General features: G+C 72.9%; 25 protein-coding genes and 1 pseudogene. 2 read left to right on the top strand and 24 right to left on the bottom strand.

Translation table 11 applies throughout. The features are described 5' to 3' along the window. The first annotated feature begins 21 nt into the window (after positions 1–21). Entirely contained in the window at positions 22–585 is a 564-nt protein-coding gene (locus DSM112329_RS00365) for a Uma2 family endonuclease (protein ID WP_354699816.1), read from the top strand. Positions 586–633: 48 nt separating this feature from the next. Here the strand turns inward: DSM112329_RS00365 and fliR are convergent, their stop codons facing one another. The 17 genes from fliR to DSM112329_RS00280 form a co-directional block, all read right to left on the bottom strand. Further along, complete coding sequence (fliR, locus tag DSM112329_RS00360; protein WP_354699815.1) at positions 634–1,428, bottom strand: flagellar biosynthetic protein FliR; 795 nt, start codon at positions 1,426–1,428, stop codon at positions 634–636. Positions 1,429–1,452: 24 nt separating this feature from the next. After that, positions 1,453–1,731, bottom strand: coding sequence for a flagellar biosynthesis protein FliQ (gene fliQ, locus DSM112329_RS00355; protein ID WP_354699814.1), 279 nt, complete (start codon positions 1,729–1,731; stop codon positions 1,453–1,455). 13 nt (positions 1,732–1,744) lie between these two features. Beyond that, positions 1,745–2,377 carry a flagellar type III secretion system pore protein FliP gene (fliP, locus tag DSM112329_RS00350; RefSeq protein ID WP_354699813.1) on the bottom strand — a complete coding sequence of 211 codons (633 nt, stop codon included), beginning with the start codon at positions 2,375–2,377 and terminating at the stop codon, positions 1,745–1,747. Position 2,378: 1 nt separating this feature from the next. Beyond that, positions 2,379–2,921: a flagellar biosynthetic protein FliO gene (locus DSM112329_RS00345; protein ID WP_354699812.1), complete on the bottom strand. Its 543-nt coding sequence runs from the start codon at positions 2,919–2,921 to the stop codon at positions 2,379–2,381. A gap of 108 nt (positions 2,922–3,029) precedes the next feature. Next, the gene (gene fliN / locus DSM112329_RS00340; RefSeq protein ID WP_354699811.1) at positions 3,030–3,386 is read right to left on the bottom strand and encodes a flagellar motor switch protein FliN; all 357 of its coding nucleotides are present in this window, start codon (positions 3,384–3,386) and stop codon (positions 3,030–3,032) included. 55 nt (positions 3,387–3,441) lie between these two features. Beyond that, on the bottom strand, positions 3,442–3,888 hold the full coding sequence (locus DSM112329_RS00335) for a flagellar basal body-associated FliL family protein (RefSeq protein WP_354699810.1): 447 nt from the start codon (positions 3,886–3,888) through the stop codon (positions 3,442–3,444). Then, positions 3,885–4,844 (bottom strand): flagellar motor protein MotB, encoded by a 960-nt coding sequence (locus DSM112329_RS00330; protein ID WP_354699809.1) that lies wholly within the window; start codon positions 4,842–4,844, stop codon positions 3,885–3,887. Before DSM112329_RS00330 ends, DSM112329_RS00335 begins: the two co-directional genes overlap by 4 nt. Positions 4,845–4,848: 4 nt before the next feature. Next, positions 4,849–5,664, bottom strand: a complete 816-nt coding sequence (locus DSM112329_RS00325) for a flagellar motor protein (RefSeq protein ID WP_354699808.1) — start codon at positions 5,662–5,664, stop codon at positions 4,849–4,851. Between the two features lie 132 nt (positions 5,665–5,796). After that, positions 5,797–6,156 carry a response regulator gene (locus tag DSM112329_RS00320; protein ID WP_354699807.1) on the bottom strand — a complete coding sequence of 120 codons (360 nt, stop codon included), beginning with the start codon at positions 6,154–6,156 and terminating at the stop codon, positions 5,797–5,799. Beyond that, positions 6,156–7,043, bottom strand: coding sequence for a FliM/FliN family flagellar motor switch protein (locus DSM112329_RS00315; protein ID WP_354699806.1), 888 nt, complete (start codon positions 7,041–7,043; stop codon positions 6,156–6,158). Before DSM112329_RS00315 ends, DSM112329_RS00320 begins: the two co-directional genes overlap by 1 nt. Then, positions 7,040–8,026, bottom strand: coding sequence for a FliM/FliN family flagellar motor switch protein (locus tag DSM112329_RS00310; RefSeq protein ID WP_354699805.1), 987 nt, complete (start codon positions 8,024–8,026; stop codon positions 7,040–7,042). Before DSM112329_RS00310 ends, DSM112329_RS00315 begins: the two co-directional genes overlap by 4 nt. A gap of 28 nt (positions 8,027–8,054) precedes the next feature. Beyond that, positions 8,055–8,585, bottom strand: coding sequence for a chemotaxis protein CheD (locus DSM112329_RS00305; RefSeq protein ID WP_354699804.1), 531 nt, complete (start codon positions 8,583–8,585; stop codon positions 8,055–8,057). A gap of 15 nt (positions 8,586–8,600) precedes the next feature. Then, the gene (locus DSM112329_RS00300) at positions 8,601–9,188 is read right to left on the bottom strand and encodes a chemotaxis protein CheC (RefSeq protein ID WP_354699803.1); all 588 of its coding nucleotides are present in this window, start codon (positions 9,186–9,188) and stop codon (positions 8,601–8,603) included. A 3-nt stretch (positions 9,189–9,191) separates the two neighbouring features. Further along, on the bottom strand, positions 9,192–11,231 hold the full coding sequence (locus DSM112329_RS00295) for a chemotaxis protein CheA (RefSeq protein ID WP_354699802.1): 2,040 nt from the start codon (positions 11,229–11,231) through the stop codon (positions 9,192–9,194). Between the two features lie 6 nt (positions 11,232–11,237). Next, entirely contained in the window at positions 11,238–12,173 is a 936-nt protein-coding gene (locus DSM112329_RS00290) for a protein-glutamate O-methyltransferase CheR (protein ID WP_354699801.1), read from the bottom strand. A gap of 115 nt (positions 12,174–12,288) precedes the next feature. Next, complete coding sequence (gene cheB / locus DSM112329_RS00285; protein ID WP_354699800.1) at positions 12,289–13,386, bottom strand: chemotaxis-specific protein-glutamate methyltransferase CheB; 1,098 nt, start codon at positions 13,384–13,386, stop codon at positions 12,289–12,291. A 34-nt stretch (positions 13,387–13,420) separates the two neighbouring features. Next, entirely contained in the window at positions 13,421–13,954 is a 534-nt protein-coding gene (locus DSM112329_RS00280) for a chemotaxis protein CheW (RefSeq protein WP_354699799.1), read from the bottom strand. 195 nt (positions 13,955–14,149) lie between these two features. On the opposite strand from DSM112329_RS00280, the gene DSM112329_RS00275 reads away from it, so the two are divergent. Continuing rightward, the gene (locus DSM112329_RS00275; RefSeq protein WP_354699798.1) at positions 14,150–14,731 is read left to right on the top strand and encodes a Uma2 family endonuclease; all 582 of its coding nucleotides are present in this window, start codon (positions 14,150–14,152) and stop codon (positions 14,729–14,731) included. 6 nt (positions 14,732–14,737) lie between these two features. Here the strand turns inward: DSM112329_RS00275 and DSM112329_RS00270 are convergent, their stop codons facing one another. The 7 genes and pseudogenes from DSM112329_RS00270 to fliJ all read right to left on the bottom strand — a co-directional run bounded on the left by DSM112329_RS00270 (position 14,738) and on the right by fliJ (position 19,452). Further along, positions 14,738–14,965 carry a flagellar FlbD family protein gene (locus DSM112329_RS00270; protein WP_354699797.1) on the bottom strand — a complete coding sequence of 76 codons (228 nt, stop codon included), beginning with the start codon at positions 14,963–14,965 and terminating at the stop codon, positions 14,738–14,740. Between the two features lie 6 nt (positions 14,966–14,971). Further along, a complete protein-coding gene (locus DSM112329_RS00265; RefSeq protein ID WP_354699796.1) occupies positions 14,972–15,802 on the bottom strand; it encodes a flagellar hook-basal body complex protein in 831 nt (276 codons plus the stop codon). Positions 15,803–15,835: 33 nt separating this feature from the next. Beyond that, on the bottom strand, positions 15,836–16,213 hold the full coding sequence (locus DSM112329_RS00260; protein ID WP_354699795.1) for a TIGR02530 family flagellar biosynthesis protein: 378 nt from the start codon (positions 16,211–16,213) through the stop codon (positions 15,836–15,838). A gap of 1 nt (position 16,214) precedes the next feature. Then, the gene (locus tag DSM112329_RS00255) at positions 16,215–16,619 is read right to left on the bottom strand and encodes a flagellar hook capping FlgD N-terminal domain-containing protein (RefSeq protein ID WP_354699794.1); all 405 of its coding nucleotides are present in this window, start codon (positions 16,617–16,619) and stop codon (positions 16,215–16,217) included. 19 nt (positions 16,620–16,638) lie between these two features. Next, positions 16,639–18,213 carry a flagellar hook-length control protein FliK gene (locus DSM112329_RS00250; protein WP_354702534.1) on the bottom strand — a complete coding sequence of 525 codons (1,575 nt, stop codon included), beginning with the start codon at positions 18,211–18,213 and terminating at the stop codon, positions 16,639–16,641. A gap of 226 nt (positions 18,214–18,439) precedes the next feature. Beyond that, positions 18,440–18,793 (bottom strand): annotated as a pseudogene (locus DSM112329_RS00245) (lytic transglycosylase domain-containing protein); the annotation flags it as partial. A gap of 185 nt (positions 18,794–18,978) precedes the next feature. Next, positions 18,979–19,452: a flagellar export protein FliJ gene (fliJ, locus tag DSM112329_RS00240; protein ID WP_354699793.1), complete on the bottom strand. Its 474-nt coding sequence runs from the start codon at positions 19,450–19,452 to the stop codon at positions 18,979–18,981. Between the last annotated feature and the right edge of the window lie 15 nt (positions 19,453–19,467).

The raw sequence follows: 19,467 nt of genomic DNA, 5'->3' as shown, positions 1-19,467 counted from the left end.
GGGCCTACGATGGATCAGGCGATGACGAGCACCGCGACCCGCATGACGCGCGCGCAGTTCCTTGCGCGTGGGGAGAAGGTCGACGCCCGGCGCTACGAGCTGCTGGACGGTGAGCTGATCGTGGACGAGCCCACGACCCGCCACCAGATGGCCTTCCGCGAACTGCTCTACGAGCTCACCCATTGGGCCCGCGGCGGTCCGCGGCGCGGTCAGACGATCCCGACGATCGACACCGACATCGGCCCGCGCACGATCCTCGCCCCTGACCTGCAGTGGTACGCCGACGGCCGCGCCATGAACGACATCGACTCCCGGCCACAGCCACACGGGGACATCGCCATCGAGATCCGCTCGCCGTCGACGTGGCACTACGACGTCGGCCGCAAGCGCGCCGCGTACGAGGCCGTGGGCGTCCAGGAGTACTGGCTCGTCGACCCCAGCACGCGGACGATCGTCATCCTCGGCCGCAGCGCCCCCGACGCGCCGACGTTCGACACCAGCCGCGAGGTCAGCCACGACGACGTCCTCACCAGCCCGCTCCTGCCCGGCTTCGCGGTCCCGGTGACCACCCTCCTCCCGGCGTAGCGGCCGGGTCAGAGATCGACCGCGCCTCCAGGGCGCGGATGGGCGCCTCTACTCCGCGATCCGCAGGGTCGCCAGCGCCGCGCTCACGTCCCGCTGCAGCTCGTCCGCCAGCCAGCCGGCGACGAACGGCAGCGACACGCCGATCAGCAGCAGCCCCACCAGCACCTTCGCCGGGAACCCGACCTGGAAGACGTTGAGCTGCGGCACCACCCGGGAGACCACGCCGAAGGCCGCGTCCGTGAGGGTCAGCGCGAGGATGACCGGGCCGGCCACCTGAATCGCCGCGAGGAAGATCTGCGCGAACGCGTCGGCTGCACCGCTCACCATCGCGTTCAGCTGGGGGTAGTCGAGCAGGCCGACGACGTCGTAGGTCCGGGCCAGGCCGCGGATGACCCACGCGTCCCCGCCGATCGCGATGAACACGAGCACCGCGATCAGGCTGTACAGCTGCTGGAGCACCGTGGACTGGTTGCCGGTGACGGGGTCCACGAGCGACCCGAAGGAGAAGCCGATCATCGTGTCGAGGAACGACCCTGCGATCGTCATCGCGGCGAACAGCGCGCCGAGCGCGAACGCGAACCCGAGCCCGACCAGGACCTCCTTCCCCAGCAGGGCGGCGAACGCGTACTGGTCGGTCGGCAGGACGACGCCCTGGGCGGCGACCGGCGACAGGCCCAGCGCCAGCCCCACGGCGACGATGCCGCGCACCCGCCCCGGGACCAGCTTGGAGCTGAACAGCGGCGCCAGGATGAACAGCGGCGAGACGCGCGCGAGCACGAGGAAGAACGCGCCGACGCGGTCGGGGCCGATCTGCTCGAGCAGCGGCTGTAGCGAGGCGTCCACGGCGAAGGCCCGTCGGTCCGGTCCTTAGTTCCCGGAGCCGGCGACGTCGGGGATCGTGAGCCACAGCTCCTGCGTGTACGTCAGCAGCTCGCTGAGCATCCACGGCCCGCCGATCATGAGCACCGCGGCGAGCGCCAGCACCTTCGGGATGAACGAGAGCGTCTGCTCCTGGATCTGGGTCACCGCCTGGAACACGGAGACGACCAGGCCGATGATGAGGCCGACCGCGAGTAGCGGCAGGGCGAGCTTCAAGGTGAGCGCGAGCGCCTGCGTCGACAGGCCGATGACGGTGTCCTGATCCATGGCGGACGCCTCCTCAGTGGAACGATTGGACGACGGATTGGGTGACCAGGTTCCAGCCGTCGACCAGCACGAACAGCAGGATCTTGAACGGCAGGCTGATGAACACCGGAGGCAGCATCACCATCCCCATCGACATCAGCGTGGAGCTGACGACGAGGTCGATGACGAGGAACGGCAGGAAGATCAGGAAGCCGATCTGGAAAGCCGTCTTGAGCTCGCTGATGATGAACGCGGGGATCAGGACGTGGGTCGGGACGTCGGCGCGCGTCTTCGGGCGGTCGAGCTTGGCGAGCTTCACGAAGAGCGCGAGGTCCTTCGTCCGCGTCTGCTTGAACATGAACTCGCGGATCGGCTCCTGACCGCGCTGGAACGCCTCGGCCTGGGTGATCTTCTTCTCGGTCAGCGGCTTGATGGCGACGTCGTTGACCTTCGTGAACGTCGGCGCCATCACGAACAGCGTCAGGAACAGCGCGATCCCGACCATCACCTGGTTCGGCGGCGCGGTCGGCGTCCCGAGGCCGGTCCGGATGAACCCGAGCACCACGATGATGCGCGTGAACCCTGTGACCGTGAACAGCAGGGCGGGGACGAGGGTCACGCCACCGATCAGCAGCAGCAGCTGGACGGTGTTGGTCGACTTGTCCATGTCAGCGCGCCGTCAGATCGCGGAGCTTGCCGAGGACGCCGCGGGCCGGCGCCCGCGCGGGACCGACGGACGGGCGCGGGCCGGGGGTGCGGTCGTCCGGCTCGGCGTCGGGCTCGATCAGCCCGACGGCGATCGCTTCGGCCTCGGTGTACGTGCGGATCGGGACGACCCCCTGCTCGGCGCTGCCCACGAGGACCAGCTCGCGGCCCGCGCGGATCAGGTGCAGCGACCGGTTCGGGCCGAGCGGGATCGTCGCGGCGTGCTGCAGGCCGGCGCCGGAGACCCGCGTCTCGCGCGAGTCCTTCATCTGACGCAGCACCCAGGCGACGCCGTAGATCGTCGCGATGACGACGGCGAGCCCGACGATCGTGCGGACGAGGTTGCCGGAGCCGCCGGCCGTGGCCACGGTCCGCGGCGCGTCGGCCGGCAGGTTCAGCGGCGTGTCCTCACCGGGACCGGTGAAGGCTGCCGCGAGGGCGGTGGCGGGCATGGCCAGCGCGAGGCCGGCCCCCGCGAGGGGGATGAGGAGCTTGGGGGGGAACACTGGTGGCGGGTGTCCGGGGGACGGATCGGGGGGAACTTCCCGGACAGTCCGGTAGTCGGCTCCGCCGGCGCCGTCTTGAGCGACGGCCCCCGGGCGACTCCACCCGCCCTACGCGGCCTCGGGGAGCGCGTGCGGATCCGGGTCGCCGGCGGGCGTCGCGGCGGGCACGGCGCCGATGACCTCGGTGAGGCGCAGGCCGAACTGCTCGTCGATCACGACGACCTCCCCGCGCGCGATCGGGCGCCCGTTGATGAGCAGGTCGACGGGCTTGTCGGCCAGCCGCTCGAGCGTCACGACCGATCCCGGCCCGAGCGATAGCGCGTCGCCGAGCGTCATGAACGTCCGCCCGACCTCGACCGCGAGCTCGACGGTGACGTCGGTCAGGCGCTCGAGGTCCCCGGTCGCGGTGAGCGCGAGCGGGGCGGCCGCGGGGTCGAAGGCGTCGAGCTGGAGGTCGTCGGACATGGTCGTGGCTCTCTTCGGTGGGTCGGGACGGCGGCGGGAACGGACGGACGGACGGCTACTGGACGGCGATGTCCGTGAGGAGGACTTCCTCGGCCTGGACGTCGGTGTGCTTGTGCAGGCGCTTGAGGATGCGCTCCTTCAGGTGCTCGCGGCCCTTGCGCGTGGTCAGGTCGTGCGCGGTCGAGGTGGTGACGACGTCGGTGACGATGTCCCGGACGACCGCCTCCTGCGGCAGGATGCCGTAGCCCTCGGGCGGCGCGACCGGTGCGCCGTGGCCGCCCGCCGCCGGGGCCGAGGTGAAGCCGTGGTGGAACACCAGGCCGACGCCGAGCTTCGCGTACTTGCCGTCCTTGAGGTTCAGGAGGAAGTCCTTCGGGAGGACATAGACCTCACCGGCGATCTTCGGCTTCGGCAGCACCGGCGGCTTGGCGAGGGCGAACTTGTAGACGCCCCCGAAGAGCACGAGGACGAGCGGGATGATGATCTTGATCTTGGACTTCATGGGTGGTGGTTTCCAGTGGCCTCCGTGGCCAGTCGGGGCACGATCCGTGTGCCGAGGGGGTGGTCGAGGTCGATGGGCTTCGCGGCCCCGGTGCTGCCGGTGGCCGACGACCCGGGGCGTGGCGCGGCGACGTCGGTCGCCTGGCGGGGGAGCAGGATCTCCACTCGCCGGTTCACCGCGCGGCCGGACGGCGTGGCGTTGCTGGTGACGGAGTCCAGGTCCGCCCGGCCCTGCGCGGTGAGGCGCTGCGGGGCGACCTTCGCGGTCAGCATCGCCCGCACGACAGCGGACGCGCGGGCGGACGAGAGCTCCCAGTTGGTCGGGTACTGGTAGGAGGCGATCGGGATCGAGTCCGTGTGTCCCTCGACCAGGACCGCGTGCTTCTTCTCCTGCGCGAGCACCGTGCCGAGCTTGGCCAGCAGCGGGAGGCTCGTGTCGTTCGGGGTCGCCGACCCGGACTCGAACAGCAGCCTGTCCGTGAGGATGCGGATGTGCAGGCCGTCGCGGGTGACGCGCGTGGACACCCGTCCCGAGATGCCCTCGGCTTTGGCGTAGGCGTCGATCTGCGCCTTCAGCCGCTTGAAGTCGCCGGCCTCGGCCTTGCGGGCCGCCGCCTTCTCGGCGTCGCTCATCCCGGCGGTCTCCCCGCCGATCGACGGTGCGCTCGCCGGCACGGGCGCCGAGATGACGCGCTGGTCCGTCGCGGTGCCGCCGTTCTCCTTGATCGACGTCCCGCCGGGCAGGACGTTGCCGGAGAACGCGTCCTTGAGCGCCCGCTGCAGGCTCTCGAACTTCGACTTGTTCACCGCCGAGATCGAGAACAGCACCATGAAGAGCGCCACGAGCAGGGTCATCATGTCCGCGTAGGACAGGAGCCAGCGCTCGTCGGGGCCGTCGTGTCCGCCTCCGCCACCACCGCGTGCGCGGCGGCGGCCTTTTCCTCCGTGACCGGCCATCGCGCTACGCGGCGGCCGCGTCGGGGACCGCGGCGAGCTTGGGGTCGGCGCTCGCGGCCTCGGCGGCCGCGCGCTCGGACGGCGGGACGAAGCTCATGAGCTTCTCCGCGACGACCCGCGGGTTGTCCCCGGACTGGATCGACATGATGCCCTCGAGCAGCAACGTGCGCTCCTCGACCTCCTCCTCGGAGATCGCCTTCAGCCGGCTGGCTACGGGCAGGAAGACGATGTTCGCCACGCCGACGCCGTACAGCGTCGCGATGAACGCGCCGGAGATCGCGGGACCGAGCGTCTCGGGCTGGCTCAGGTTGCCGAGGACGTGCACCAGGCCCATGACGGTGCCGAGGACGCCCATGGTCGGCGCGAAGCCGCTGGCCTGCTCGAAGCCCTTGGCGTTGGCGTGGTGACGGGCCGACATCGCGTCGATCTCCGTCTCCATGATCTCGCGCAGCATGTCGGGGTCGGTGCCGTCGACGACGAGCTGCAGGCCCTTGCGGGTGAAGTCGTCCTCGACGTTCGCGACCTCGGACTCGAGGGCGAGCAGGCCGTCCCGGCGGGCGCGCTCGGCGAAGCCGACGATCAGGCCGACGCGAGCCCCGAGCGCCGGTGGCTCGGCGCTGAACGCGCGCTTGTACAGCGCGGGGATCTTCTTGAAGGTCTCCATGCCGCCGCTGGCGAGCGTGGCGCCGAGCGTCCCCCCGAAGACGATCAGCATCGCGGGGATGTTGATGAGCATCATCGGGGTGGTCCCCTCCATGATGCCGCCGAACGTGATGCCGGCCATGGCGACCAGGATGCCGATGAGGGTGGCTGCCTTCATACCCATCGGTGGTCGGACGGGGCGCCCGGATCTTCAGGCGGCCGCAGCCCCCGGAACGACGAATGGCAGCGAACCCCACGATCTGCGTGGGGTTCGCTGCCAGAGACAGCCGGCATGGCCGTGCGCCGAGCCTCAGCCCAGGGCCTTGGTCACCGCTCCCTGCACGCGGTCGGGCTTGAAGGGCTTCACGACGAAGTCCTTCGCGCCGAGCTTGATCGACTCCAGGACCTTGGACTCCTGCCCGAGGGCGGAGCACATGATCACCTTGGCCGATGGGTCGATCGCGATGATCTCCTTGAGGGCGGCGATGCCGTCCTTCTCGGGCATCGTGATGTCCAGGGTCATGACGTCGGGGCGCAGCTCCTGGTAACGAGCGACCGCCTCCACGCCGTTGCCGGCTTCACCGACGATCTCGTGTCCGCCGCCGGTCAGGGCGTCGGTGACCATCTTGCGCATGAAGGCGGCGTCGTCGACGACGAGCACTCGGGCCATCAGGCGACCTCCTTGTATTCGGGCGTTGTCAGGGGAGAAGAGGTGGGGTCGGCGGCGGCGCCGTCGAGGCCGCCGGTCAGGATCCGCTCGACCCGGACCGCGAGGGTCCCGTCGTCGCAGACCTGCAGCCGGCCGACGGCGAAGCGCATCCCGTCGGCGTAGAGGTCGATCGGCTCGTCGACGTCGCGGTCGAGCTCGACCAGTGCGCCCGACGGCAGGCCGACCACACGGCCGGACGGCATCCGCGCACGGCCGAACTCGGCCCAGACACGGACGGGGACGGAGCGCAGGGCGTCCGAGAGCGGGGCGCTCTCGTAGGACTCGGTGATCTCGTCCAGGGCCCGCGTCATGCGGACGATGAAGGCGTGGGGGACGAGCTGCACGAGCAGGCACGGCGCGCCGCAGAGCGTGAACTCGACGGTGCAGGCCAGGCCGCTCTGCTCGACGCCCTCCTGCGCCTCCTCGGCGCTGTGGACGAGGCGGACGTTCGGCGGCGCGATCTCGACCTCGTCGCCGAGGACGGCGGACGTCGCCATCGCGGCGGCCGACATCATCTGGTTCATCGCCTCGCCGACGGCGGAGAAGTCGAGCTCGCTCAGCTCTCCCCCGGAGATCACGTCGTTCGGGTCGCCGCCCATCATCGCGGCGGCCAGGCGCCGCGCGCCCTCCACCCCGATGACCATGACGTTGCCGCCGGTGACGCCGTCGACGTAGCCGACGTCGGCCAGGACGGCCGGCGTCTGGGCGCCGGCGAGCGGGTGCGTCCCGGACGGGACCGCGCCGACCGCGCCGGGGTTGACCGCGCCGGGGGCGTACGTCTCGAGGACGTCGCGGATGGCGTCGAGGGTGCTGGCGGCGAGGCGGAGGAGGGCCTGCTCGTTGGTCATTCGACCACCTCGACAGGGCCCGTGATCTGCACGGCACGCCGTGTGCCCCAGCGGCCGGCGCGGGCCTCGTGGACCGGGGTGCGGTCGGCGTAAAGCGTGACGGGGGAGTCCGACGGGGCGTCCAGGCGGATCAGGTCGCCGGGCGCGAGCGAGAGGATCTGCTCGAGCGTCAGGTGCGTGTCGGCCACCTCGGCGCGGACGGTGACGTCGACCCGCTCGAGGCCGGCGCGGACGGCGCGGACCGCTTCGGGATCGTGGTGCCCGGCGTCCTCCTCGCGCTGGGAGAACGCGGCCGCCGCGGGGGCGATCGCCGCGTAGGGCACGAGCAGCGCCATGGTCCCCGAGCCCTTGTGCAGACGTGCCTCCATCGTGAGCATCAGCGTCGGCTCGCTGCCGGCTGCGACCTGGACGCGCTCGGCGAGCGTCCCGACGTCGGCCAGCGACAGCGTGATCTCGGCGAGGTCGAACCAGATGCCCGACAGCGTCTCCACGAGCGTGCGTGCGAGGCGGCGGACGAGGATCAGGTCGATGTCGGTCAGCGGCCGGTCCTTCACCGCGCCGGACGTGTCGCCGCCGAGCAGGCCCTCGACCGCCGTCACCATCAGCGGCAGCTCGGCGCTGAGCAGCATCCGGCCCTCGTGCGGCGCGGTGTCCAGGGTGCAGAAGACCGAGGACTCCGGGAGCAGCTTGAACGCGTTGGCCCACGTGAGCTGCTGCACGTCGATGACCTCGAGCTCCAGCGGCAGCCGGTGCTCGCCGTGGACGCGCTGGGCGCTCACGCCGCAGAAGCCGTCCAGCAGCCGACGCAGTCGGCGCTCCTGGTCCGTCGAGAACTTGGTGGGCCGCGTGAAGTCCACGGTCCGCAGCCAGCGCGTGCGCCGGCCACCCTTGGCGCCGGCGGGCGGCGCCTCCATGGGCAGGTTGCCCTCGCTCGCGCGGGCGAACAGGGCTTCGATCTCGTCGGGGTTCAGGAAGTCGTTCATCGGTCGGGTACGGCGGTGGGGAACCTGTCTAGGCCGCCATCCGCAGGGTGTCCGCGGAGGGGTCAAGCAGGGTGATCGGCCGACCGGCCGCTTCCTTGTACACGACTTCACCGGCGGGGATGACCACGCGCATCGAGCGGCCCTTGCCGCCGCCCGTGGCCGCCGCGCGGACCGGGATCCGGGCGCGGTCCAGCTGGGCGCGGACCGCCGCCTCGTTGCGTGCGCCGATGTCCTGACCGGACCCGCGGCCGAGCGCGAACATCTGCGCGCCGCCGACGAGGACGGCCTCCAGGCGATGGCGCATCGCGCCCGCGTGGATGAGCGCCTCGATCATGGCGGGGACGGCGTGGTCGGCGAACTTGTCCGGCTGGGACGGCTTGGCCGCCCCCGGGCCCGAGGGGGCCTCGGGCAGCATCACGTGCGCGAGGCCGGCGATCTTGGTGCGGCGGTCGATGAGGGCGAGGCCGATGCACGACCCGAGTCCGATGCAGGTGAGCACCGTGCCGGCTTCCGTGCCGATGACCCACTCTCCCATCCGTGCGGGGAGCTCTGATGACATTGAAGGCTCCGGATTTCAGCTCACGCCGATGCGGGCCAGCAGGTCATGCACGCCCCCGCCGGCCGGGATGAGCAGGAAGGAGAGCGACGCCGGCCGGCCCTCGACCGTGAGCGCGCTGTCGAGCACGAGCGCCATGTCGACGTCCTCCCCACGGGCGAGCAGGACCGACGCGAGGATCGAGCCGAGCATGTCGTAGACCACCTGCGGCGGCGCGGGCTCCATCTCCATCCCGCACATCTCGGCGAGCACGTTGATGTAGGACGTCCCGAGGATGTTGCCGACCTCCTGCAGGAACGAGCGCCCGTCCTCGCTGTGCGGGTCCAGGCCGTACACGTCGCACAGCTGCTGCGCGTCGCTGTCGGGGACGAGCAGCACGACGGACGCGTCGAAGTCCCCGATGATCGGGACGAGGACGGCGTGGCGCGCCGCGTCCGGATCGCCGGCGGCCGCGATGGCGTCGTTCAGCTCCATCGCGGCGGCGGTCGGGACGGAGATGTCGACCGGGTGGCCGAGCATCGTGGAGAGGGCGGCGGCGGCCTGCCCCGATCCGATGTTCGCGAGCTCGCGCAGCGCGTCGAGCTGGGTCTCGGTGTAGGTCGTCATGGATTACGCAGCCTTCTTGGTGGAGGACGAGACATGCGGCTTGGGGATCCGCTCGCGGAGCGCGTCGCAGTCGGCGAGCAGGACGATCGAGCCGTTCGACAGGACGGCGGCGCCCGAGACCGCGGCGCCCGAGTGGACCTCGGGCGGCAGGGGACGGGTGACCAGCTCGCGCTGGCCGACGAGCTTGGAGACCGACAGCGCGACGAGGCGGCCGTTCACGTGGACGAGCACGATGTGCGTGTCGGTGTGACGCGGGCGGGCCGGGTCGTCGGTCGGGTGGCCGAACGCGTCGGCCGCGGCGAGGACCGGGATCGCCTCGTCGTCGAGCATCAGCATCGGGGCGCCGGCGACCGAGCGGATCGTCTGGCCGGCGATGCGCATCGTGCGCTGCACCCGGTTCAGCGCGATGCCGTAGGGGTCGCCGTCGGACTCGACCAGGAGCGCGCTCATGATCGCGAGCGTCAGCGGCAGGCGGATCTCGGCGACAGTCCCCTCGCCGGGCGCGGAGGTGACCAGGACCTCGCCGCCGAGCGCGCGGATCTTGGTGCGCACGGCGTCCATCCCGACGCCCCGACCGGACAGGTCGCCGACGGTCTCGGCGGTGCTGAACCCGGGGGCGAAGAGCAGCTCGACGGCGCCTTCGACGTCGAGGGACGCCGCCTGCTCGTTGGTGATGAGCCCGCGGGACAGGGCCCGCTCGGCGACCTTGGCGGGGTCCACCCCGCGGCCGTCGTCGCGGACGCTGATGATGATCGAGCCGCCGCCGTGGCGGGCGGCGATCTGCAGCGTGCCCGTCGGCTCCTTGCCGGCTCGGGCGCGGTCCTCGGCGGACTCGAGGCCGTGGTCCAGCGAGTTGCGCACGAGGTGCACGAGCGGGTCGCCGAGCGCGTCGACCACCGTGCGGTCGAGCTCGGTGTCCTGCCCGATGATCTGCAGGTCGACCTGCTTGCCGAGCTTCGAGCTGACGTCGCGGACCAGGCGCGGGAAGCGCAGGAAGACGGCCTCGACCGGGATCATCCGGATCTGCATGACCATCGACTGCAGGGCGTGGCTCGAGCGCGTGAGCTCCTGCACGGCCTGCGCCAGGCCGGGGACGCCGGCCTGCGCGGCCAGCGACTCGACCAGCGTGCGCTGGACGACGAGCTCGCCCATGAAGTGCATGAGCTGGTCCAGGCGCTCGGCGTCGACGCGGACGGTGGACGCGGCCTTGCCGGCCCCTCCCCCACCGCCACCGGTCGCAGCCGCGGGCGTCGCCGGTGCGGAGGTCGGGAGCGCGGTGACCTTCGCCGCGTCGAGCGCGTCGCGCTCGGCCTGCGCCGCGGCGGCGTCCAGGACCGTGACGGCGCCGACGTCGTCCACCCCGCGGACCGCGGCCGCGAGGACCGTGTCCTCGGTCGTGGCGACCAGGGTCACCGTGAGCGCGCGCCCGGCGAAGTTGTCGAGGTCCTCCTCGGCCGGCGAGGAGGCGACGACCGTCCCGTGCTCGCGCAGCGCGGCGAAGACCATGAAGGCCCGGACCGCGGGCATCATCACGTCGTCGCTGAGGGTGATGGCGACCTCGACGAGGCGCTCGCCGTCCTGCAGCTCGGGAACGGCCACCGGCACCGGGTGGTGCTCGGCGGCCTCGGCGTCGGCCGCAGCGTCGCGGGCGTCGGAGGCGTCCTGCGCGCGGACGAGCGCCTGCAGCCGCTCGATCAGCGGGTCGGGCGCGATCTGCTCGACGCCGTCCGCGTCGATCGTGTCGATGGCGGCACCGAGGGCGTCCAGGCACTCGAGGACGACGTCGACCACCGCCACCGGGATAGCCGTCGTCCGCTGGCGCAGCAGCTCGAAGACGTCCTCCATCTGGTGCGTCAGGCGGGCGATGCCGTCGAAGCCCATCGTCGCGCTCATGCCCTTCAGGGAGTGCGCGGCGCGGAAGATCTCGTCCAGCGTCTCGCGGTCGTCCGGGGACTCCTCCAGGCGGACGACGGTCAGGTTCAGCTCCTGCAGGTGCTCCCGGCACTCGGCCAGGAACATCGGCATGTACTCGGAGGTGTCCATGGCGGCTTACGCCTCGCCCTTCTTGTAGGTGAAGGGGAAGGCGGGCGTGAGGCCGAGCTGCGTGGTGTGGGCCACCCGCTCGGTCGAGCCGACGACCAGGTAGCCGCCGGGCCGCAGCGACTCGACGAGCTTCGCGTGCAAGGCGTCGCGGACGTCGTCCGTGAAGTAGATGACGGTGTTGCGGCAGAGGATCAGGTCGTACTGCTCCTTGCGCGCGGGGATCCGCAGCAGGTCGGCCGCCTCGAAGCGCACGAGTGGGCGCAGCTCGGCACGCGCGGTCCAGGTGCCCTCGCCGGCCGGCTCGAAGAACCGCTGAAGGAGGGCGGACGGGGCGTCGCGGGCGTCGTCGGCGGTGAACGTCCCCCTGCGGGCGCGCTCGACGATGCGGCGGTCGATGTCGGTCCCGGTGATCTCGATGCGCTTGCCGCCGCCGAGCTTCGCGGCGACGGTCCGGCTGAGCGCGGCGAGCGTGTAGGCCTCCGCGCCGTACGAGCAGCCGGCGCTCCAGGCCTTGAGCCCTGGCCCCTGCGCGAAGAGCTCGGGCAGGACCGTGCGCTCCAGGCGCGTCCATTGGTCCGGGTTGCGCCACAGCTGGCTGACGTTGATCGTCACGCGGTCGAGGAACGCCTCGAGCTCGGCCTTGTCCTTCTGCATGCGATGCAGGTAGGTGGGCAGGTCCGGCTCGCCCTGGCGCTCGACGAACGTCCGCACGCGGCGCTCCATCTGCGCGCGCTTGTACTGGGAGAGGTCGATGCCGCAGAGGCGGCGGACGCCCTCGCAGAAGACGGTGAAGTCGTCGCTCCCGGCGCGGGCGGCTGGCGCGTCGCCGGCCCGTCCGGCGACCGGACGCAGGGGCGGCCGGGTCCGGGACGGGGCAGCCGGGACGGCGGCGCTGCTCAGCGGACGGCGGGGCGGGAGCGGCGAGCGCGGTTCGGCGGTCATTGCGAGGCCTTTCGATTCAACGTGGCGGAGGTCGGGAGCCGCAGGCGAGCGACCTCCAGTGGGCATGCGAGCCAGCGGAGAGCCTCGCCTAGCGGCTCGGCGTCCGGCAGGCGAGTCATGCCCACATCTCCGATGTGATTGCGGCGGGAAGCTCGTCGAGCGGGAAGATCCCGTCCGCGAGGTCGGCTTCGACGACGGCGCGCGGCATGCCGTAGACGGTGCAGGTGGACTCGGCCTCGACCAGGACGCGGCCGCCGGCGGCCTTCACCGCGCGGGCACCCTCCGTCCCGTCCTTGCCCATGCCGGTCAGGACGACGAGCAGCAGCGCCTCGCCGTAGAGCGCGGCGGCGTCCTCGATCGTGAGGTCCGCGCGGGGGCGCAGCGCACCGACGGGCGGCTCGTCCGAGAGGCGCGCGCGCTTGTCGGCGCCGAGGCGCAGGTGGCTGCCGCCGGGCGCGAGCAGGATCGTGTCCGGCCGGATCGGCTCGCCGCCGGCGGCCTCGACCACATGCAGCGGGCTCGCGCGGTCCAGGCGGTCGGCGAGCGAGGTCGTGAAGCCCGGCGGCATGTGCTGGACGATCAGCCCGCCGGCGCCGAGCGGGTTCGGCAGGAAGGGGATGAGCTCGCCGAGGGCGCGCGGGCCGCCGGTGGAGGACGCGATCAGGACCAGGCGCCCGAGTCGCCGCCCGCCGACACGTGCAGGCCGCCGTGGCGGCAGCGCCGGGACGGGCCGCGGGGTCGGCGCCTGAGCCGGTCGCGCGAGTGCCGCAGCGGCCGCCGCGGCACCACGGCCGGATTTCGCCTGGACCGCCGCCCGGACCTTCTCGCCGATCTCGACCGTGAACGCCCCGAGGCCGTCGCCGCCGGACGGCTTGCTGACGAGGTCGAACGCGCCCTCGGCGAGGGCGTCGACGGCCCGTGCGCCGTGGGACGGGGAGAACGCGGACACGACCACGACCGGCACCGAGCGCTGGCCGGCCTGGCGCAGCGCACGCAGGACCCCGATGCCGTCCGTCCCCGGCATGGCCAGGTCGAGGGTCATCGCGTCCGGCCGCAGCTCGGCCCAGAGCTTCAGGGCCTCGTCGCCGTCGCGGGCCTCGCCGACGACCTCGAAGCCGCCCGAGCGGAGGGCCTGCGAGAGGACGCGGCGCATGAAGCCCGAGTCGTCGGCGACGAGGACGCGTGGTGGCGAGTGGGGTGCGGGGGTGGCCATGGGGTGGGCTCGTCGTCCGGGTCCGGGTCCGGGCTCAGGCCGCGACGGGCTCGACGAGGCGGGCGTCCTCCGCCGCTGCCGTCGCGGACTCCGCGGCGACGGCGATCTCGGCGGCCGCCGCGGCGGCCGCGCGCTGCGCCTCGGCGCCGCTGGCGACGATGTGCTCGGGGCTGAGCAGGACGACAAGGCGGTCCTTGATCTTCGCGATCGCCTCGATGCAGTCGCCGCTGACGCCGGAGCCGCCGTCCTTGTCGAGCTGGCCGTCCTCGAGCGTCAGGACCTCCTCGACGTCGTCGACGACGACGCCGGCCATCGAGCCGTCGCGCTCGACGATCACGATCTTCGCGCGGTCGGAGCGGGCGCTGGTCAGGCCGAGGCGGGTGGCCAGGTCGAAGACCGGCAGGATCTTGCCCCGCAGCGAGATGACGCCGCAGACGGAGGGATCCTCGGAGGCGACGGCGCGGGGCTCGGTCCAGCGGATGATTTCGTGGACGTAGCTGATGGGCAGTGCGTACTCCTCGGTGCCGAGCGAGAAGACGACGAGCTGCCCGGAGGTGTGGTCGGACATGGGACTCCAGGTTCAGGGGCCGGTGTGCTCCTCGTCATCGGACCGGGTCCTGGGGTCTTGAGGTGACGGGGCTGCGACGTCGGCGTGCCGATTCGCGCGACCTGGTCTGCGCCGGCCCGCGGTGAGGCACGGTCGGCGGATGTCCCGCAGCTTGCCGCCCGTCAGGGGCGGGTCTACCCTGAAGGAGCGATGCCCGTGTCCGCCGATCCCCACGCGAAGCTCTTGCCGATCGACACCGCGATGTACGTGCGGATGCACGAGGCAGACCTCTTCCTGGACCGCCGCGTCGAGCTCATCGACGGGCAGCTGATCGAGATGGGCCCCGCCGGCGACCCGCACTTCTGGGCGACCGCTGAGCTCGGCCGCCATTTCACCCTCGCGCTTGGCGCCCTCGACGAGTACCGCGTCGCGCAGCAAGGCGGGTTCGCGGCCGCCGCGACGTCGCTCCCGGACCCGGACCTCGTCGTCATCCATCTCGATCACGGCCGGCACGTCGCCCCGGGTCGCGACGATTCGGGGCCGGTGTTCGTCGCCGAGGTCTCCGCCACGTCCCTGCTCTGGGACCTCGGGCGCAAGCGGTTGCTCTACGCCCGCGCCGGCATCCCCGAGTACTGGGTCCTCGACCTCGAGGGCGAGCGGCTCGTCGTCCATCGCGACCCGGTCGACGGCGACTATGCGACCGTCACGAACCACCGTCGCGGTGAGCCGGTCGCCCCGCAGGACCTACCGTTCGTCACGGCGTTCGACATCGCCGCAGCAGTCGACGCCGTCCCATAGTCCGCCTCAGAGGTGGTGCACCGTCGTCGGCTGTGACGCCAGCGCCCGCGTGAGGATCAGCACCCGCCAGTCGCGGATCTCGGCGACGACCTCGTCCATCGTCTCGGTGACGGACAGCCGCACGCCGGTGCTGAGCGTGACGTAGGTGTCGTGCGCGGCCTCGACCGTGACGATCAGGTCGGGGTTCAGCGCGAACGGCTCGGGCGTGTGCCCGAGCCGGTGCAGGGTGATCACGACGGCCTACCGCTTGAGGTTCACGAGGTCCTGCAGGATCTCGTCGCTCGTGGAGATGACGCGCGAGTTCGCCTGGAAGCCGCGCTGGGCGACGATCATGTTCGTGAACTCGACGGCGAGGTCGACGTTCGACGCCTCGATCGTCCCCCCGATCGTGTTGCCGTACGTGCCGCCCGGGTTGCCGACGATCTCGGCACCCGACGACGGGTCCTCCGACCAGCGGTTGCCCGACGACCGGACGAGGCCGTTCTCGTTCGGGAACTTCGCGAGCGAGATCGTGCCCGCCGTGACGCGCGTGCCGCCGCCGTTCGGGATGAACGACACGGTGCCGTCGGTCCCGACGGCGGTGCTGGTGGCGCCCGCCGGGATCTGGATGTACTGGTCGACGGTCGTCCCCGGCGCGCGGCCCATCACGTAGTAGCCCTCGCTCGTGACGAGGAAGCCCTGGTCGTTGCGGGTGAAGTTGCCCGAACGCGTGTACTGCGTGGCGCCGGCCGCCGGCAGTGCGGGCGGCGTGCCGGTCGCGACGCGGAACCAGCCCTCGCCGCTGATCGCGACGTCGAGCGGGTTGCCCGTGTTCTGCAGGTTGCCGTTCGTCATCTGGTTGTCGACGCTCGACAGCGAGACGCCGAGGCCGACCTGCTGCGGGTTCTGTCCGCCGCTTGTCGCCCCCGACGCGGCACCGCCGGAGAAGTTCTGGGCGAGCTGGTCCTTGAACGTCGCGCGGCTGGACTTGTAGCCGATGGTGTTGACGTTCGCGAGGTTGTTCGCGGTCACGTCGAGCATCACCTGATGCTCCTTGAGGCCCGAGATGGCCGAGTACATGGCGCCGATCATGAGTGTTCTCCTGGGGTGGTCCGTGGCGGACGACTACGCGATGACCGCGGAGTCGATGTTGGTGAAGACGTGGTCCTTCATGTGCTGCTGGTCGACGGCGGTGATGACCGTCCGGTTCGTGACGGAGACGACGAACGCCGTCTGGTCGACGAGGACGACCGCGTCGCGGGCGCCCTTGCCGGCGGCGCGGCGGACGCCGTCGTCCAGGCGCTGCAGGGTCGGGCCGTCGACGGCGATGCCGCGGCGCTCCAGGCGCTGCGCGGCGTGGCCCGAGAACGTGACGCCGTCGGTCTTCGCCAGGACGTCGGCGAACGGGACGGCGGGGTTCGCGGCCGCGGGGCGAGCCGACGTGGTCGGGGCGGGCGCCCCGATCGGCGTCAGCAGCGCGACGTTGTGCACCGGGAGGCTCATGTCAGGTCACGCTGGTGACGGTGTTGGGATCCAGGCCCGCGACGCCGCCGACCGTGATGGTCGGGCTGTCGCCGGTCACGTCGACCTTCGTGACGTTCCCGGTGACCGGCTGCTCGTCGGCCCCGACGTAGGTGACGGAGTGCCCGAGCAGCGCGATGACGCTCGCAACGTTCTGGTCCTTCGTCGCGACCTCGGAGGTCTTCGCGAGCTTCGTCAGCTGCTCGACCATCGTCATCTGCGAGATCTGCTGGACGTACTCGTTGGAGTCCTGCGGCTTGGTCGGGTCCTGGTGCTGCAGGTTCGTCACGAGCAGCTTCAGGAACGTGTCGGAGGTGGCCGCCAGGCCGGTCGTCGCGGAGGTGGCGGCGGTCCCGGCGGTGGTGGCGGTGATGGCGCTGATGGGCATGGTGTGAGTGGGGTGGCGGTCAGGCGCGGACGTCGACCGTGGCGCCGGCTCCGGGCCGGACGGCGGTCTGCGCGGGGGTGGTCGGGTCGGGGGTCAGGTCGGGCTCGGTGGCGCGGGCGGTCGCCCGGCGCACGGCCGCGGCACCGGACTGCTCGGCGCCGTGACGGTCCTCGCGGGCGCCGGCCTGGCCGGTGAAGTCGCGGGCGCCGGTGGTCTGCGGATCGCCGCTGAGCGTGATGTCGAGCCGCAGGACGTTGAGCCCGCGGTCGACGAGCTGCTGCTGCAGGTCGGCCCCGGCCCGCGTGATCGCCTGCAGGGCTTCGGGCTGGTCGACGGTGATCGCGGCGACGAGGCCCTGGGCCGTGGCGCGGAGCCGGACGTCCACGCTGCCGAGGTCGTCCGGGTTCAGGGACAGCCGCGCGCGGGCGACGCCGTGGGCCGCGCTCATCCGGACGATGTCGGCGACGCGCTCGACGTGCTGCGCGAGCTGGGCCGGCAGTGACGTCGCCGTGGTCTCGGCGGTCGTCGGGGCCGCCGGAGCGGCCGCGGCCGGGACGGGGCCGGCGGCGCTTTGCGCGCTCGGTGCGGTCTGGGCGCCCGCGCCGGTGGCAACGGCCGGGGTGGGCGCGGCGGTCGTGCCCGGCGCGGTGGCCGGGGCGTCGGCGGCAGCACCGGGCTCGGTCGCCGCAGCGGCAGCCGCGACGGACGCCGGGAGGACGGGCAGGCCGGCGAGCTGGCTGAGGTCCGTGGGGGCCGACGGTCCGGCCGACTCGGCCCCGCCGGTCCGGCGAGCGCCACGGGCATCGGTGGTGGCGGGCTGCCCCGCGGACGCGGCCGCCGTGGCTGCCGTGGCGGGATCGGGGGTGGTGCCGGCGGCGGTCGTGGTCGCCGCGGCGCCTGTCGCCGGGGTGGTCGCGTCGGCGTCGGGGGCCCCGCCGCCACCCGGGACGTCGGCCGCGGCCGTGGACACCGCGGCGCCGGTGGCGGCCGTGGTGCCCGCTCCGGTGACCGGTGCGCCGGACGCGGCTGCGGCGGTGACCGAGCCACTCGACGGTCCGGCCTCCACCATCGCGGACGGGCGACCGGGTGCAGCAGCATCATCGGCGGGATCGCTGCCCTCGCCGGCCGTGGCGGACGCGGCGCCCGCGGGCGCGCCCGGGGTCGGCGCCGTCCCGCCGGCAGGTACGGGCACGGGCACGGGCCCTGGGAGGGTCACGGCGCCGGGCAGGCTCATCGCCGGGCCCGCGCCGTCGACTTCGGCGGCGGCGGCGGCCTGGGACGTGCCGGCCTGAGCCGGGGCTGTCTTCTCGGTGTTCCCCTCCGCCGTGGCGGTCCGGGGTGCTGCCTGGTCCTGGCCTTCCGCAGTGGCGGTCCGGGCCTGGTCGCAGGTGGCGCTGGGTGCTTCGCCGGGTCGCGCGGCGTGGGCTTCGCCGCGCCTGGCGGAGAGCGCCGTGCCGAGGCGGGCGGCGAAGCCCGCCGGGTCGTCCGGGGGCTCGGCGCCGGCCCGCCGGTGCGGGTCGGGCCGGGAGTGACCCCGCGCGGCGGCGGCCGCGGCCGGAGCGGGCCCGGGTGCGGGCGCCGGCGGTGTGCGCATCGTGCTCACGGAAGGACCTCCGGCCCGGGCGAGCGGGTCCCCTGGGCAACCCCGCTCGAAGGGCGAGCCGGCCGGGCGGGACGCACGGCCTTCATGTGGTCACCCCGGGCGAGGTCGCCCAGGCGGAGCTGCCGGCAGCGGCTGCCGTGGCGGCCGCCGGGACGGCGAGCGCGGCCGGCGCCGGCGCAGCGGCGGCGACGCCCTGCGCGCGGAACTGCTCGGCGAAGGCCAGGACCTTCTGCACGTAGGCCTGGGTCTCGGCGTACGGCGGGATGCCGCCGTACTTCTGCACGGCGCCCGGCCCGGCGTTGTACGCGGCCAGGGCCTTGCTCGCGTCCCCGCCGAAGCGGTCGAGCTGCTGCTTGAGGTAGTTCGCGCCGCCGTCCAGCGCCTGCGCCGGATCGGTGGCGTCCGTCACCCCGAGCGACCGCGCGGTCGCCGGCATGAGCTGGGTCAGGCCGGTCGCTCCGGCGCTGCTGCGCGCGTTCGGGTCGAAGCCGGACTCCTGCTTGACGAGGCCACGCAGGAGGGCGGGGTCCAGGCCGTATTTGGCGGCAGCCGCGTCGATCTCGGCGGCGTAGGGCGTGCTGCCGGCCGCGACGGTCGGCGCGGGCACCACGGCCGGCGCGGCGCTGGCAGTGGCCGCGGTCGCCTCGTCCAGGACGCCGGCGAAGCTCGTGGTGGGTGCCGCGACGGGCGCCGGCGGCGCCTGCAGGGCGGCGAACATCGCGTGCAGCTCGGCGACCCGCTGGACGGCCATCGCGGTCATGCCGCGGGGCTCGCGTAGCGGGTGCCGCGGAGGGCGATCTCGTCGAGGCGGGCGCACTCGGCGCGGCCGGCGGCGAGGGAGTGCTCGGCGCGGCGGCGATCCCGCAGGCGGTCCAGGGCCTCGCGGCGGCGGGCGGCCGCAAGCACCTTGACGCGGTCCTCCCCGACCTGCGCCTCCGCCCGGTCGCTCGCGTGAACGGCCTGCTCGCGCCGGCGCTCGAGGCGCTGCACCCAGGCCTGGCCGGCCAGGAGCGCGGCGCCCGTGACCGGGACCGCGGCGGCGGGCTCGACGGCGGGCGCGGCGATCAGGCGGGCGGCGGCGAGCGACCGCTCGGCGGCGGCCAGCGCCGCCTGCTCGGTGCCGCGGCGCGTCAGGCTCGCCGCGAGGATCTCCTGCGCGGCCTGCTCGTCGTGCACGCGGACCTCACGCACGCGCTCCAGCCCGAACCGGAATGGGGATTCGCTGCTCACGTCCCGGTGGTCGGC

Source organism: Paraconexibacter sp. AEG42_29 (assembly GCF_040581415.1).
Classification (GTDB): domain Bacteria; phylum Actinomycetota; class Thermoleophilia; order Solirubrobacterales; family Solirubrobacteraceae; genus Paraconexibacter.
The sequence above is the reverse complement of the archived record's forward strand: the minus strand, read 5'-3'. Positions and strand labels throughout refer to the sequence as shown.